Below are 14,035 nucleotides of genomic sequence, written 5' to 3'. Positions count from 1 at the left end.
TCTAGGGGACGAGACAACCCACGAGGCAGAGAGGCAGAGCCGCACCGCAAAGGTTCGGCTGGCCCGCTCACCAGCCCAAAGGAGGCCCCCGCCATGCAGATGAGTGACAGCAAAGAAATTGCCGCCCCCCCGGCCGAGGTCTACGCCGCCCTGTTGAACCCGGAGGTGCTGAAGGTCTGCGTCCCCGGCGCGCAGGAGGTCAACGGCAGCGTTGAAGAGGGGTTCGAGGCCTCGGTGACGCAAAAGGTCGGCCCGGTCAAAGCCACCTTCAAAGGTCAGGTCACCCTGTCGGATCTGATCGAGAACGAAAAGCTCACCATCAGCGGCGAAGGCAAGGGTGGCGCGGCTGGCTTTGCCAAGGGCGGTGCGGTGGTCAGCCTGGCCCCCTCTGAGACCGGCACCCTGTTATCCTACGAGGTCGAGGCCAAGGTCGGCGGCAAGCTGGCCCAGTTGGGCAGCCGGATCATTGATGGTTTTGCCAAAAAGATGGCCGACCAGTTCTTTGTCAACCTGCAGACCCATCTGGCCCCCGAAGCGGCCGAGGCTGAGGGGGACGCAGGCGAGGGTGAGGAGAAAAAGGGCTGGTTCAAAAAGATCACCGGAAATTGACCTGAAAATTAGCCTGGAAATTAACCTGAAAACCAACCCGGCAGTATGACCGAAAGCCTGCCAAGGGCTGCATTGGAAAATTTATCTGCGCAGACGCACATGTGTCTGCGCATGCCTTTGTGGCCCCGCTTACTGGTGGCGGCTCCCTGCTCTGGGTAGGGTGCAGCAGAATTGAAGCCTTTTATCAAGGGAGGTCCCATGGCGGCGATCCTGTCCATTTCCGATCTGCGCAAATCTTACGAGGGTGGCTTTGAAGCGCTCAAAGGGGTTTCGCTGGATATTGATGAGGGTGAAATCCTTGCCCTGCTGGGGCCCAATGGCGCTGGCAAGACCACTTTGATCTCGACCATTTGCGGGATCGTCACCCCCACCTCGGGCTCGGTGACGGTGGGGGGGCATTGTATCCTGACTGAGTTCCGCGCCGCCCGTTCGCTCATTGGATTGGTGCCGCAGGAGATCAATCTTGAACCCTTTGAAAAGGTGATCAACTCGGTCCGGTTTTCGCGCGGCCTGTTTGGCAAGCCCCGCAATGAGCCGCTGATCGAAGACATTCTGAAAAAACTGTCGCTTTGGGATAAGCGCAACGCCCAGGTCAAAGAACTGTCAGGCGGCATGAAACGCCGGGTGCTGATTGCCAAGGCGCTGGCGCATGAGCCGCGGGTGCTGTTTCTGGATGAACCCACCGCTGGCGTTGATGTGGAACTGCGCAAAGACATGTGGGATGTGGTGCGAGAGCTGAAGGACAGCGGTGTGACCATCATCCTGACCACCCATTACATCGAAGAGGCCGAGGCAATTGCCGATCGCGTCGGAGTGATTGCCGATGGCCAGATCCTGTTGGTCAAAGACAAGAATGACCTGATGGCGCAGCTGGGCAAAAAACAGCTCTGCGTGTATCTGACGGCGCCAATCACCGAGGTGCCCTCCGATCTGGCGGCGCATGATCTGGAGCTGAACGAGGCAGGTGATGTTCTGATTTACACCTACGACACCAAGGCCGACCGCACCGGCATCACTGCGCTGCTGAACGATGTGGCAAGCGCCGGCCTGGTGCTGGCGGATGTCTCCACCCGGCAATCCAGCCTCGAAGATATTTTTGTCGGTCTCGTGTCAGGAGATAAGTCATGAACTGGACGGCTATCTGGTCAATCTACCGCTTTGAAATGGCGCGGTTCTTTCGCACCCTGTTCCAAAGCTTCCTGTCGCCCGTGCTGTCGACATCCTTGTATTTTGTGGTCTTTGGCGCCGCCATTGGCAGCCGCATTGATCAGGTGGATGGCATTGCCTATGGCGCCTTTATCGTCCCCGGGCTGATCATGCTCAGCGTGATGACGCAGAGCATCTCCAACGCCTCTTTTGGCATCTATTTCCCCAAGTTCATCGGCACGATTTACGAGCTGTTGTCCGCGCCGGTGAACTTTTTGGAGATCGTGCTGGGCTATGTCGGCGCGGCGGCGACCAAGGCGCTGTTTATCGGCTTTGTCATTCTGGCCACCTCGACCCTGTTTGTGGACATCTCCATCGCCCATCCGTTTGCCATGGTTCTGTTCCTGGTGTTGACCTGTCTCAGCTTTGCGCTGATGGGGTTTATCATTGGCATCTGGGCAAAGAATTTTGAGCAGTTGCAGCTGGTGCCGCTGTTGATCGTGACGCCCCTGGTGTTCCTCGGAGGGTCGTTTTACTCGATCTCCATGCTGCCGCCGATCTGGCAGAAAATCACCATGTTCAACCCGGTGGTCTACCTGATTTCGGGCTTTCGCTGGTCCTTCTTTGGCACCTCGGATGTGCCGGTGGGCACCAGCCTGATGGCAATTGGCCTGTTTACCGCGCTCTGCCTTGGGGTGATCTGGTGGATCTTCAAGACCGGCTGGCGCATCCGCTCCTGATCGGGGCTTCCAATTGCCGTAACGGTCGGGAATGTAACCCTAAAGACCGAACGTGCGGCAAAACCTCCCGGCCCGCGCCGGGAGCGTTGCAAATATACACAGACGGCCCCGGATTTTTGCTGGAACAGGTTTTGTATCGGCCCCTCCCTTGTTTCACCCCCTACGGCCATCTACATCGGCGCCATGATGCTGCGCTTACCCTTTTTGAAAAATCCACCCCTCGTCTCTGTTGTGCGCCTGTCCGGTGCCATCGGCATGGCGGGGCGTGGGGCCTTGAACGATGCCGCGCTGGCACCGGTTCTTGAGGCGGCCTTTACCAAAGGCAAACCAGACGCGGTTGCACTCGAGATCAACTCTCCCGGCGGCTCGCCGGTGCAAAGCTCGCTGATTGGCGCGCGCATCCGGCGGCTGGCACAGGAAAAAGACGTCCCTGTCTTTGCCTTTGTCGAGGATGTCGCGGCCTCGGGCGGCTACTGGCTGGCGGTTGCCGCGGATGAGATCTGGGCCGATGCCAGCTCTATTGTTGGGTCGATCGGGGTGATCTCTGCGGGTTTTGGTGCCCAGGAACTGCTCACCCGACATGGGGTTGAGCGCCGGGTCTATACGGCGGGTGAAAGCAAATCCATGCTCGACCCGTTTCAGGCAGAAGATCCGGAAGATGTTGCCCGTCTGAAGGGGCTGCTGGGCGATATACACAAGAATTTCATCGACCATGTCACCGAGCGGCGCAGCGATAAGCTCGACGGCAGTCACAAGCTGTTCACCGGCGAGATCTGGCTGGCCAAACGGGCCGCCGAGCTGGGGCTGATCGACGGTATCGGCCATATCAAGCCCACTTTGATGGCGCGCTTTGGCGACAAGGTAAAGCTGCGGCACTACGGCATCAAAAAGCCCTTCCTCAGCCGGTTTGGCATTGAGCTGGCCAGAGATGTCGTGGCAGGCATCGAGGAGCGCGCGGAATTTGCGCGTTTTGGGCTGTGAAGTGATTTTTAAGATCGTAACCCTGTTTTTGGTGGTCATAGCGGTGCTGGCGATGTTTGGAAAGTTCACTTTCCCTGGACAAAAACGCCTGCAATCCGCGCGCTGCCCCTCGTGTGGGCGCTTCAAGATTGGCAAAAGCCCCTGTGGCTGCAAGTTAAAAGGACCGCGCAAATGATGCCGTGGCTGCTGTGTGGTTTGGGTCTGGTGATCCTGCTTTTGGCTGGGGATGCACTGGTGCGTGGTGCGGTGAACCTGTCGCTGCGTCTTGGGGTGCCGGCGTTGATCGTCAGCCTGACGATTGTGGCCTTTGGCACCTCTGCACCTGAGCTGCTGATCGCGATCAAAGCCGTTGCGGAGAATGCCGATGGGATTGCCATGGGTAATGTGGTGGGCTCCAATACCGCCAATATTCTGATGGTCCTGGGCATTCCTGCGATCCTTGCCACCCTGCATACCAGCCAATGCGACAGCCGCAAAAGCTATGTGCTTATGCTGTTGTCCTCTGTCTTGTTCATTGGCTTGGCGATGTGTGGCACCCTGACGATCTGGTCTGGATTGATCCTGCTGACGGCCCTGGCGCTGTTTCTTGGGGATGCCTTTCGCGATGCGCGTAGCCATCGCAAAAACTGTTGCAACGGCGACGAGGGCGAGCCGCTGGACGGGCTGGAAGAAGCCGATCCCAACATGCCGGTCTGGAAGATAGCCATCTATCTGGGGCTTGGGTTGATCGGCCTGCCACTGGGCGCGGATCTTTTGGTGGATAATGCCACCATCATTGCCCGGATGTATCAGGTCAGCGAGACGGTGATTGGCCTGACGCTGGTTGCCATCGGCACCTCGCTGCCCGAGCTGGCCACGACAGTTATGGCAACTTTGCGCAAACAGGCGGATGTGGCGCTGGGCAATGTCATCGGCTCCAACATGTTCAACCTGCTGGCCATTATCGGCATTACCACCTTTATCGGGCCGATCACAGTCGATCCCGAGTTCCTGCGTTTTGACCTCTGGGTCATGCTGGGGGCCTCGCTGCTGATCTTCCCTTTTGTGTTCCTGAAAAAGGACATCACCCGGCGCTGGGGCTTTGCTCTGACCGGGCTTTACATCGGATATCTCCTGGTGCTCTTTTGATCGCGGCAACTGCCCTGCAGCAGTGAGAGGGAGCAAGAGATGCGAGCATTGGTAACAGGGGCGGGCAAGCGGCTTGGCCGGGCCATGGCGCTCAAACTGGCGGCCGAGGGCTATGATGTCGCGGTGCATTACGACCAGTCCGCTGACGCAGCAAAAGAGGTGGCCCAGCAGATCCGCGCCCTGGGGCGTCAGGCAATAACGCTGCAGGCGGATCTGTTATGCCAGCAGGCTGGCCGTGATCTGCTGCCGCAGGCGGCTTCAGCGCTGGGCGGCGCCATCACCTGCCTGGTGAACAATGCGTCGATTTTTGAACCGGATCAGCTGGACACTGCCAGCACCACCAGTTGGGATCGCGCCTTTGACAGCAATCTGCGCGCGCCTTTCCTGCTGACCCAGGCGATGGCGGCGCAGTCAGTTGCAGTGTCAGCAGATGCGGCGGGAGAGCCGCAGGCCTGGGGGTTGGTGGTCAATATGATTGACCAACGGGTGCGCAACCTTACGCCAGATTTCATGAGCTACACCCTGGCAAAATCAGCGCTCTGGACCCTGACACAGACCGCCGCACAGGCGCTGGCCCCAAAGATCCGCGTCAATGCAATTGGGCCGGGGCCAACCCTGGCCAATGCCCACCAAAGCGGTGAGGCCTTTGCCAGACAGCGGGCAGCGACCATTTTGCAACGTGGCGTGGACCCCGCCGATATTACCGCCGCACTCGGCTATCTTTTGACCGCGCGGGCGGTGACGGGCCAGTTGATCTGCGTCGATAGCGGCGAACACCTGGGCTGGACCGAGCCCGAGAATTTCTGCCGCAGCTGATCCCCGAAAAATTCCCTAAGGGAAAGTTGTGCACCTTTGGTGCTATAGTCACAGATCCGTTACAAAAGAGTCTTTGTTTTCAGAAACTTGACAGGCGTTGAAAAATGTTTTCTTTACTTTCAACGAGTTACTGATTGGCCTAAAAATTAAGCAAAAGTGAATTTCCCGCGGAAAATAAGGGAAAAGCGGGGATAGCCCAAAGATATCTTCAGGCTTATCCACAGGGGCGGTGGATTTGTTCAGGGCTTGAACACGGAGGTGAGTCATTGCAGCCGGGCGCTGGGAATCATATCACTGGGACATGACAGAACAGACGCCAGAACAGACTCAGGACAGGCCCGTAGAACAGAGCCCGGACCAGCAGAATGTCGCGCCCTCTGAGGGGGAGGCGCCGCGCAGGGGCTATGCCGTGATTCAGGACTATGTCAAAACCCTGGATGCCTCGCCGGGGGTTTACCGGATGCTCGATAGCGAAAGCCGGGTGCTCTATGTGGGCAAGGCGCGCAATCTCAAGGCGCGGGTGTCGAACTATACCCGCCCGGGCAATTCTCCCCGGATCGAGCGGATGATCGCGCTGACCACGCGGATGATGTTCCTCACCACCCGGACCGAGACCGAGGCGCTGCTGCTGGAGCAGAATCTGATCAAGCAGCTGAAACCCAAATACAACGTGCTGCTGCGCGATGACAAAAGCTTCCCCAGTATTCTGGTGGCCAAGGATCACCCCTTTGCGCAGCTCAAAAAGCATCGCGGCGCGCGCAAGCAAAAGGGCAGCTATTTTGGCCCCTTTGCCGGGGCTGGTGCGGTGAACCGGACGTTGAACCAGCTGCAAAAGGCGTTTTTGCTGCGGGATTGTTCCAATGCCATGTTTGAAAGCCGCACGCGGCCCTGCCTGCAGTATCAGATCAAGCGCTGTTCGGCGCCCTGTACCGGCGAAATTTCGCAAGAGGAATACAGCCTGGCGGTGCGCGATGCCGAACGGTTCCTGGCCGGGCGCTCCACCAAAATCCAGGAAGAACTGGCGGCGGAGATGATGAAGGCTTCCGAGGCGATGGAGTTTGAACGCGCCGCTGCCCTGCGTGACCGTATCAAGGCGCTGACCCAGGTGCAGTCCAGCCAGGGGATCAACCCGCGCGGCGTTGCCGAGGCCGATATCATCGGCTTGCATATGGAGGGCGGTCAGGCCTGTGTGCAGGTGTTCTTTATCCGCGCCAATCAGAACTGGGGCAATCAGGATTTCTATCCCCGCGTGGACGCAGATATGAACCCCGCCGAGGTGATGGAGGCCTTCCTTGGCCAGTTCTACGACAACAAGGAACCCCCCAAACAGCTGATCCTGTCGGATTCGATCGAAAACACCGACCTGATGGAAGAGGCGCTGAGCGGCAAGGCAGAGCGCAGGGTCGAGATCCTGGTGCCTCTGCGCGGTGAGAAGACCGAACTGGTGGCGGGTGCCGTGCGCAATGCCCGTGAAAGCCTGGCGCGGCGCATGGCCGAAAGCGCCACCCAGATTAAACTGTTAAAAGGCCTGGCAGAGGCCTTTGGCCTCAAGGGTCCGCCGCAACGGATCGAGGTCTATGACAACTCGCATATCCAGGGCACCAATGCGGTGGGCGGCATGATCGTAGCCGGCCCCGAGGGCTTTATGAAAAACGCCTATCGCAAGTTCAATATTCGCGGCGATGATCTGGTGCCCGGCGATGACTTTGGCATGATGAAAGAGGTGCTGAACCGGCGCTTTTCACGGTTGAAGAAAGAAGACCCCGACCGCTCCAAGGGGCATTGGCCGGATTTGCTGCTGATCGACGGTGGCGCCGGGCAGGTCTCGGCGGTGGCGGAAATCATGGCCGAACATGGCGTCGAGGATATTCCCATGGTGGGGGTCGCCAAGGGTGTCGACCGCGACCATGGCAAGGAAGAATTCCACCGGCTGGGCGAAAATGCCTTTGCGCTGCAGCGCAATGATCCGGTGCTGTATTTTGTCCAGCGGATGCGCGACGAGGCGCACCGCTTTGCCATCGGCACCCACCGGGCCAAACGGGCCAAGGCGGTGGGGGCAACCCCGCTGGACGAGGTGCCCGGCGTCGGGGCGGGGCGCAAGCGGGCCTTGCTGAAGCATTTTGGCAGCGCCAAGGCGGTCAGCCGCGCCGATCTGCTGGACCTGAAGGCGGTGGATGGCATTTCAAACGCCCTGGCAGAAACCATTTATGATTTTTTTCACGCGCAGGGCTAGGACGCTCTGTTGGCATCCTCTCCCCCATTGCAACGCGGCTGCCCCAGTGCATGACTTTCCCTGCGGGCTGTACGTAGCGGGATAGCCAAAAGCAGACATTGCATAGCGTCTTGGCACGCTGCCTTGGCACAGTGTCTTGGCATTCACCTATGAGGCTGCTGCATCGCCGGTCTGTTTCCCCCCTGGCAGCTTGATCCAAACCGCTTTGGGGCTGCCGTCTCGCGGGGGGCAGCGCTTGCCGCCACACAGCCCCCCTGCCTTTGTTGTCCCGGCGGATGCTCTAGCTGTCGCCCTGCTGTCGACCTGTAGGCGACCTGACCTGGCGCTTGCGGTCCGGTCCGGATCAAACGCGACAGGGGCCTCGGCGCGCAAAGAGTTTTCGCTGTGCAAAATGCGGCTTGCATCTTTTATGTTTCGAGGACGCATTGTAGGGTCCGCTGCATGAAATGGACCCTGCCCAATATCCTGACTGTGGTGCGCCTGCTGGCCGCGCCGGGTCTCGCCGTTATGTTTCTATATTTTTCACGCCCGCTGGCGGATTGGTTTGCGCTGGTCCTCTTTGTGGGTGCCGCCATCACCGATTGGTTCGATGGCTACCTGGCGCGCGCCTGGGGGCAGGAAACCAAGATGGGGGCGATGCTGGATCCCATTGCGGATAAGGCCATGGTGGTGGTGGCGCTGATGATTCTGGTGGGCTATGCTGATGAACACTGGACGCCCTGGCTGGTGCTGCCTGCCACGGTGATCCTATTTCGCGAGGTCTTTGTCTCGGGTCTGCGCGAGTTCCTGGGCGCCACCGCGGGGACTTTGAAGGTGACCCAACTGGCCAAGTGGAAGACCACAGCCCAGATGGTGGCGATTGCCACCCTGTTTTCCCAAGGGGTTTTTGAACACTATCTGGTGATGTCCTCCCTTGGCATGGATGAAGCGCTGGTGACTGAGATCCTGTCGGGGCAGATTGAAGACCTGCATGGGCTGCGCTGGAAGCTGGACGGCATGTTCTGGACCGGGCGGATCGGACTGTGGCTGTTGTGGGTTGCGGCGGCGCTGACCTTGATCACCGGTGCGGATTACATGCGCAAGGCGCTGCCACATCTGAAGGAGAGCAACTGATGGATGTTGTCTATTTTGCCTGGGTGCGGGAACGTATCGGCGTGCCGCGCGAGCGGGTCGAGACCGGCGCTGCCACGGTTGCAGACCTGGTGGCCGAGCTCTCAGCGCGCGAAGAACGCTACGGCGCTGCCTTTGCCGATCTCTCCGCCCTGCGGGTGGCGCTGGATCAGGAGCTTGCGGATTTTGCGGCCCCCCTTGAGGGCGTGCGCGAAGTGGCCTTCTTTCCGCCAATGACCGGGGGTTAGGGGCATGCAGGTTTGGGTGCAGCAAGAGAGTTTTGAACTCGGAGCGCAAAGTGATGCCTTTGCCGCCGGGGTTGGTGGAGCGGGTGCGATTGTCACCTTTACCGGTGTGGTGCGCGATGCGGATGCGGGTGGCCTTGTGGCCATGGAGATTGAGCACTACCCGGCCATGACTCAAAAGGCGCTGGAGACGATTGCCGCCGAAGCCACGACACGCTGGTCGCTGGCGGATGTGCTGGTGATCCACCGCTACGGCCGCCTGGTGCCGGGCGAGCGGATCATGATGGTCGCCACGGCCTCGCGCCATCGTAAACATGCCTTTGAGGCGGCTGAATACCTGATGGATTATCTGAAATCGCGGGCACCCTTCTGGAAGAAGGAGATCCTGGCAGATGGCAAGGCGGATTGGGTGGCTGCCAAGGCAGATGACGAGGCCGCGCTAGAACGCTGGTAGCTGAGCGGCGCAGCCAGTGTCGTAAAACAACAAAGCGTCAGGTCCAGCAACAGGGGGGGCTCCCGCCTGTTGCGGCACATTCAAAGAATGTACCTGCTCAGTTGGGCCGGGCACCGCGCTGCGCGCGGTGCGGTTGCGTCTGGCCGGCAGGCGACGCACAGTGTTCAACCGGGGGAATTGGGTTCAACCGAGGGAACTGGGTTCAACCAGGGAAACTGGCCTTTTGGGAGAACGGGTCTGCCTGTATCGGGAGGGCGGGCCAGCGTGGCGCGTACCGGCCTGTGTAGCGCGAGCCCAAGAGGGGTGCGGTGGCGCGCCTCGCGTGAGCGAGGCGCTGGGCCCAAGGCCTTTCAGAGTGGCTCTGCCACTCTGAGGGCGCGGGAGCTCCCCCCCTCTTTTGAGACCCCGTCTTTTGCGGCCCGTCCACCTTGCGGCCTGTCCGGGAGCTGGTCTGAGTTTTGCGCGCTTTGCCAGGAAGGTGATTTTGGCAGGGCTGACACCCAAACGGCAGGCTGACCGGTGGGCTGACCGGAGCATAGGGTGGGGGCCATCCTCGGAGGGGGGGCGCTTTCAGTCCTGTTGCAGGTAGCTGCGCAGCTCTTCTGCCTCGCGGCGGGCATCGCGCAATCCGTCCATGGCGGCGCTGAGCTCCGCCTCGGTCTGGGTCAGTTGATTGCTCAGCTCGGCCTCGCGTTGCTGCAGGTAGGTGATGGCCTGATCGCGGGTTTCTTCGGCTTCGTGCAGCTCCTGGCTCATGCGGTCGAGATCGGCCACGTCGCTTTGGCGCACACGGGTAAACCGATGCACCAGCCAGTTGGCAAACCAGCCCATGGCAAAGGCCGCAAACAGGATGATGGCGGTGGTGAGGATGAACTCTGCTCTGTTCATTGTCCTGTGGTCTCCTGTTCGTTGCTATCTGGGTCAGCCGTGCCAGCCACTGCATCCTGCATCGCTTCGGCGGCCTCTTCGAGGGTGGTGGTATCTTCCGCGGAGCTGGTTTCGGGCAGGATCAGGCGGAATTCGATCCTGCGGTTGGCTTCCCGGCCTTCCTCGCTGTCATTCGAGGCAATGGGCTGGCTTTCGCCATAGCCGGTGGCGATAAAGGCCGAGGTGCGAATGCGGCGGGCGCGCAGCTCATTCAGGATCGACTGCGCCCGCGACTGGCTGAGCGTCTGGTTCATGCCCTCGCGGCCCTGACTGTCGGTGTGGCCTTGAATTTCCAACCGGATTGGTCCGCATTTTTCCAAAATGGTGGCGATGTGATCCAGCACCACACTGCTGCCCGCTGCCACTGTTGCCGAGCCGGGCTCAAAACCGATCTTGCCGCTGCTGGCCTGCGCCCCGGTCAGCTGGGCGGCACAGAGTTCCGTGCTCAGCGGCTGGTCTTTGGAAGCAGGCGGTTCCTCATAGGTTACGGCCAGCTCGTAGCTCTCTGCCTCGCCGAGCTTGGCGGCGAGGAAGCCTGAAATCTCAGCCAGGGTGTCTTCCTGATGGCTCATGCCGCGCAGTTGCAGGTTGTCCGGTGTCACCGTGACCGAGCCGCGGGCAAGATGTGACAGGGCTTCCAAACCGGCCAAAACCCGCACCGGCCAGTCGGCGGGCAGATCCGCAACCACGCGGGTGGCCGTATGAACCTGATCCGAGCCAAACCGCGCCTTGGCGTAGCTGCTGGCGATATCGCGCGATATCGCATCGTTGATTCGGCCGCGCAACTGAACCTGCCCCTCAGGGCTGAGCGTGGCGGTGAACTCCGGTGGGCCAACAGTACCGTCGCTGGCAGGCATCGGCAGAACCGCATGCAGCGAGAACACCTCCGGCAGGGCGTTTTCCAGCTCTCCCACAACCTTGTCAAACAGATCAGGCGCAGTGGTCTCGGCGGCAACCAGGGTGATATCGGCATTGGCGATGGTGACGGTGCCCTGACCCAGGGCCGCGAGGCTGGCAATGCTCAGCGCGCTGGCCCGCGACCAGTTCGGCGAGGGGACCCCCATGCCAATAACGCAATCTACCTGCCCCTCAAGCCCGGCAGCCCGGGCGGCGCTGAGGATCGCCGCACGGCTTTCGGCGCTTTCGGCAGAACAGGCATCAAAGCGCGCACCACCTTCGCCAATCAGGAAGCGCAGGGTAAAGGGGCTGATCACCGGGCGGGCGGCGGTAATATCAAGCACCAAATGAAGTTCGGGCGGCGCCATGCGGGTCAGCTGGGCCTGCAATTTTTCTTTGGCGGCATCAGATTTTGCCATGGCGGTGATCTTGATGGTTTCCGCATCCACCGAGATCTTGGCGCGTGGCAAAAGCTCCAGCGCCGAGATGGCATAGCGCAGCGCAGCCGACCAGCCCTTTGGCGCCGGGTATTGCGCGGTTTCCAGAAGGTCGGCAACCTGCCCAGCCTGATCCATGCCGTTCAGCTGGTTCACCAGATCGGCGCGCGAGGTGGTGGTTGGGATCAAGCCGATAATAGAGATGCCGCTGTGATTGCGCAGGATCTCTGCGGAAAACCGGGGTGCGGCAATGCCCTTGGAGGGGGGCACAGACATTTCATCAATCACCCGCGTGGCATCAACCACCCCACCGGCCAGAGACAGCGCGGCAAAACGGGTGGCCTCATCCGGGGCAACCCCCTGCAGGGTTACTTTCAGCCCATCAGAGGTCACTTCAGCCCAGCCCAGGCCACCTTCGTCCAGCGCGCGACGCAGGGCGGTTTCGCTGTTTTGCTCCACCGCCGTCACTGCAAAACTGGCCGAAACCAGGCTGATGCCGGCGGCGGCAGCAAAGGTCAGGGTGGGGATCAAAAGCGAAGACAGGCGCATAAAACTGCAATTCCTTGGGAAAACTGCGTCTTGTGTATAGGGCCGCGCCCGGCGTTTCAATCAGAGGAAGGTCGCTAGAATGAAGAATATAAGCGGAATCAAGCCGGTATCTCGGTTAAGCCGGAACAGCTGCAACAGACGCTGATTGTTCTCGGCGTCAAAGATCCGCAATTGCCAGGTCATATGCCATCCCATGGCCCAGGGGCCGACCAGGGCCAGTCCCAACGCCCAGAAATTATTATTGAGATCCAGGGCCAGAATAATGGCAAAGGCCATCAGGCTGACCGTGCCAACGATAAAGCGGCGCAGCCAGGCAGGGGTGTCGGTGCCAAACAGCCGGGCGGTGGATTTCACCCCGATCAGCGCGTCATCCTCGGTGTCTTGATGGGCATAGATGGTATCGTAGAACAGCGTCCAGCTGATGCCGGCAAAATACAGGAACACCGCAGGCCAGTGCAGGGCACCGGTGTGGGCGGTCCAGGCCCAGAGCGCGCCCCAGTTGAAGGCCAGTCCCAAAAACACCTGTGGCCACCAGGTAAACCGCTTGGCAAAGGGATAGATCGCCACCGGAAACAGCGCCAGGATCCCCATTGAGACCGCCATCGGGTTAAAGGTCAGCAGGATGCCAAAGGAGATCAGCGCCTGCGCCACCATCCAGACCACCGCGCCTTTGACCGTCACCTGCCCCGAGGGAATTGGCCGCGAGCGGGTGCGTTCAACCGCGCCGTCAAAATTGCGATCAGAGATGTCGTTCCAGGTGCATCCCGCACCGCGCATCAGCCAGGCGCCGATAGCGCAGGCCAGGGCGATCCAGGCATCCTCCCAACGCGGCGCACCATCCCACAGGATCGCCAGGGCCAGCCCCCACCAGCAGGGGATCAGCAAGAGCCAGGTGCCAATCGGGCGATCCGCGCGGCTGAGTCGCAGATAGGGACGGCTCCAGGCTGGTGCATATTGGTCAACCCAGTTGTCTTTGACCGCATCTGCGACCTGACCATCTGGTTTTGGCGCGTCACCTTGCATATGTAGGGCCTCATGAGTGCAAAAATCAGACTGTATGTAGAGCACCCTTTGGGTGCAGGGCAATCCATTCCTCTGACCAAGGAGCAGGCGCATTACCTCTTTGGGGTGATGCGGCAGCGTCTGGGCGGCGCTGTGGCGCTGTTCAATGGCCGTGATGGCGAATGGCAAGCCGAAGTGACCGAGGCGGGCAAACGCGGCGGCGTGCTGACCTGTGTGGACCAAAGCAAACCTCTGCAGATGCCGCCGGATCTGTGGCTGATCTTTGCCCCGATCAAAAAGGCGCGCACCGATTTTATCGTGGAAAAGGCCGCCGAGATGGGCGCGGCCCGGATCCTGCCGGTGGGAACGGAATACACCAATTCCGAGCGCATCCGGCAGGACCGTCTGCAGGCCCATGCCGTTGAGGCCGCCGAGCAATGTGGCGGCACCTATGTGCCAGAGGTTGGTGAGTTGCAAAAACTCTCGCAGCTGCTGGATCACTGGCCCGCCGAGCGCCAGCTGATGTTCTGCGACGAGGCCGAGGTGGGCAATGCGCTGCAATTGGCGGCGCAGGACCACAAAGACGCGCCCTGGGCCATTCTCATTGGCCCCGAAGGCGGCTTTTCCGAAAAAGAACGCAAGCGCCTGCACGCCATGGCGCAGTCCCATGTGGTCAGCCTTGGCCCGCGTATTCTGCGCGCAGATACCGCTGCCGTTGCCGCCATGACCCTGTGGCAGCAAGCTCTGGGGGATTGGTAGCA

At 60.4% G+C, this 14,035-nt stretch carries 14 protein-coding genes; 11 read left to right on the top strand and 3 right to left on the bottom strand.

Features of this window, described 5'->3' with window-relative positions:
- Window positions 1-93 precede the first annotated feature (93 nt).
- The 10 genes from ARCT_RS0119555 (at window position 94) to ARCT_RS0119505 (ending at window position 9,462) form a co-directional block, all read left to right on the top strand.
- A complete protein-coding gene (locus tag ARCT_RS0119555; protein WP_027241596.1) occupies window positions 94-609 on the top strand; it encodes a CoxG family protein in 516 nt (171 codons plus the stop codon).
- 198 nt (window positions 610-807) lie between these two features.
- Window positions 808-1,737, top strand: a complete 930-nt coding sequence (locus ARCT_RS0119550) for an ABC transporter ATP-binding protein (RefSeq protein WP_027241595.1) — start codon at window positions 808-810, stop codon at window positions 1,735-1,737.
- On the top strand, window positions 1,734-2,495 hold the full coding sequence (locus ARCT_RS0119545) for an ABC transporter permease (protein ID WP_027241594.1): 762 nt from the start codon (window positions 1,734-1,736) through the stop codon (window positions 2,493-2,495). Before ARCT_RS0119550 ends, ARCT_RS0119545 begins: the two co-directional genes overlap by 4 nt.
- Window positions 2,496-2,678: 183 nt before the next feature.
- Entirely contained in the window at window positions 2,679-3,476 is a 798-nt protein-coding gene (locus ARCT_RS0119540) for a S49 family peptidase (protein WP_027241593.1), read from the top strand.
- A gap of 171 nt (window positions 3,477-3,647) precedes the next feature.
- Window positions 3,648-4,604 carry a calcium/sodium antiporter gene (locus ARCT_RS0119530; RefSeq protein WP_027241591.1) on the top strand — a complete coding sequence of 319 codons (957 nt, stop codon included), beginning with the start codon at window positions 3,648-3,650 and terminating at the stop codon, window positions 4,602-4,604.
- 9 nt (window positions 4,605-4,613) lie between these two features.
- Window positions 4,614-5,420, top strand: coding sequence for an SDR family oxidoreductase (locus ARCT_RS0119525; RefSeq protein ID WP_276202250.1), 807 nt, complete (start codon window positions 4,614-4,616; stop codon window positions 5,418-5,420).
- Window positions 5,421-5,721: 301 nt separating this feature from the next.
- Window positions 5,722-7,653, top strand: a complete 1,932-nt coding sequence (uvrC, locus tag ARCT_RS0119520) for an excinuclease ABC subunit UvrC (protein WP_027241589.1) — start codon at window positions 5,722-5,724, stop codon at window positions 7,651-7,653.
- Between the two features lie 441 nt (window positions 7,654-8,094).
- The gene (pgsA, locus tag ARCT_RS0119515; RefSeq protein WP_027241588.1) at window positions 8,095-8,766 is read left to right on the top strand and encodes a CDP-diacylglycerol--glycerol-3-phosphate 3-phosphatidyltransferase; all 672 of its coding nucleotides are present in this window, start codon (window positions 8,095-8,097) and stop codon (window positions 8,764-8,766) included.
- Window positions 8,766-9,011: a molybdopterin converting factor subunit 1 gene (moaD, locus tag ARCT_RS0119510; protein WP_027241587.1), complete on the top strand. Its 246-nt coding sequence runs from the start codon at window positions 8,766-8,768 to the stop codon at window positions 9,009-9,011. Before pgsA ends, moaD begins: the two co-directional genes overlap by 1 nt.
- A gap of 4 nt (window positions 9,012-9,015) precedes the next feature.
- A complete protein-coding gene (locus ARCT_RS0119505; protein WP_027241586.1) occupies window positions 9,016-9,462 on the top strand; it encodes a molybdenum cofactor biosynthesis protein MoaE in 447 nt (148 codons plus the stop codon).
- A gap of 570 nt (window positions 9,463-10,032) precedes the next feature.
- On the opposite strand, the gene ARCT_RS0119500 is transcribed toward ARCT_RS0119505, so the two are convergent.
- Genes ARCT_RS0119500 through ubiA form a run of 3 tightly spaced genes read right to left on the bottom strand, consistent with a single transcriptional unit; the run spans window position 10,033 to window position 13,295 of the window.
- A complete protein-coding gene (locus ARCT_RS0119500; RefSeq protein ID WP_009809708.1) occupies window positions 10,033-10,350 on the bottom strand; it encodes a hypothetical protein in 318 nt (105 codons plus the stop codon).
- Window positions 10,347-12,272 (bottom strand): OmpA family protein, encoded by a 1,926-nt coding sequence (locus ARCT_RS0119495; RefSeq protein ID WP_027241585.1) that lies wholly within the window; start codon window positions 12,270-12,272, stop codon window positions 10,347-10,349. Before ARCT_RS0119495 ends, ARCT_RS0119500 begins: the two co-directional genes overlap by 4 nt.
- Before the next feature lie 60 nt (window positions 12,273-12,332).
- Window positions 12,333-13,295, bottom strand: coding sequence for a 4-hydroxybenzoate octaprenyltransferase (gene ubiA, locus ARCT_RS0119490; RefSeq protein WP_027241584.1), 963 nt, complete (start codon window positions 13,293-13,295; stop codon window positions 12,333-12,335).
- 12 nt (window positions 13,296-13,307) lie between these two features.
- On the opposite strand from ubiA, the gene ARCT_RS0119485 reads away from it, so the two are divergent.
- On the top strand, window positions 13,308-14,033 hold the full coding sequence (locus ARCT_RS0119485) for a 16S rRNA (uracil(1498)-N(3))-methyltransferase (protein WP_027241583.1): 726 nt from the start codon (window positions 13,308-13,310) through the stop codon (window positions 14,031-14,033).
- The last annotated feature ends 2 nt before the right edge of the window (window positions 14,034-14,035 follow it).

Origin of the sequence: Pseudophaeobacter arcticus DSM 23566, assembly GCF_000473205.1 — a bacterium.
Classification (GTDB): domain Bacteria; phylum Pseudomonadota; class Alphaproteobacteria; order Rhodobacterales; family Rhodobacteraceae; genus Pseudophaeobacter; species Pseudophaeobacter arcticus.
This window is presented reverse-complemented; position numbering and strand designations above follow the sequence as displayed.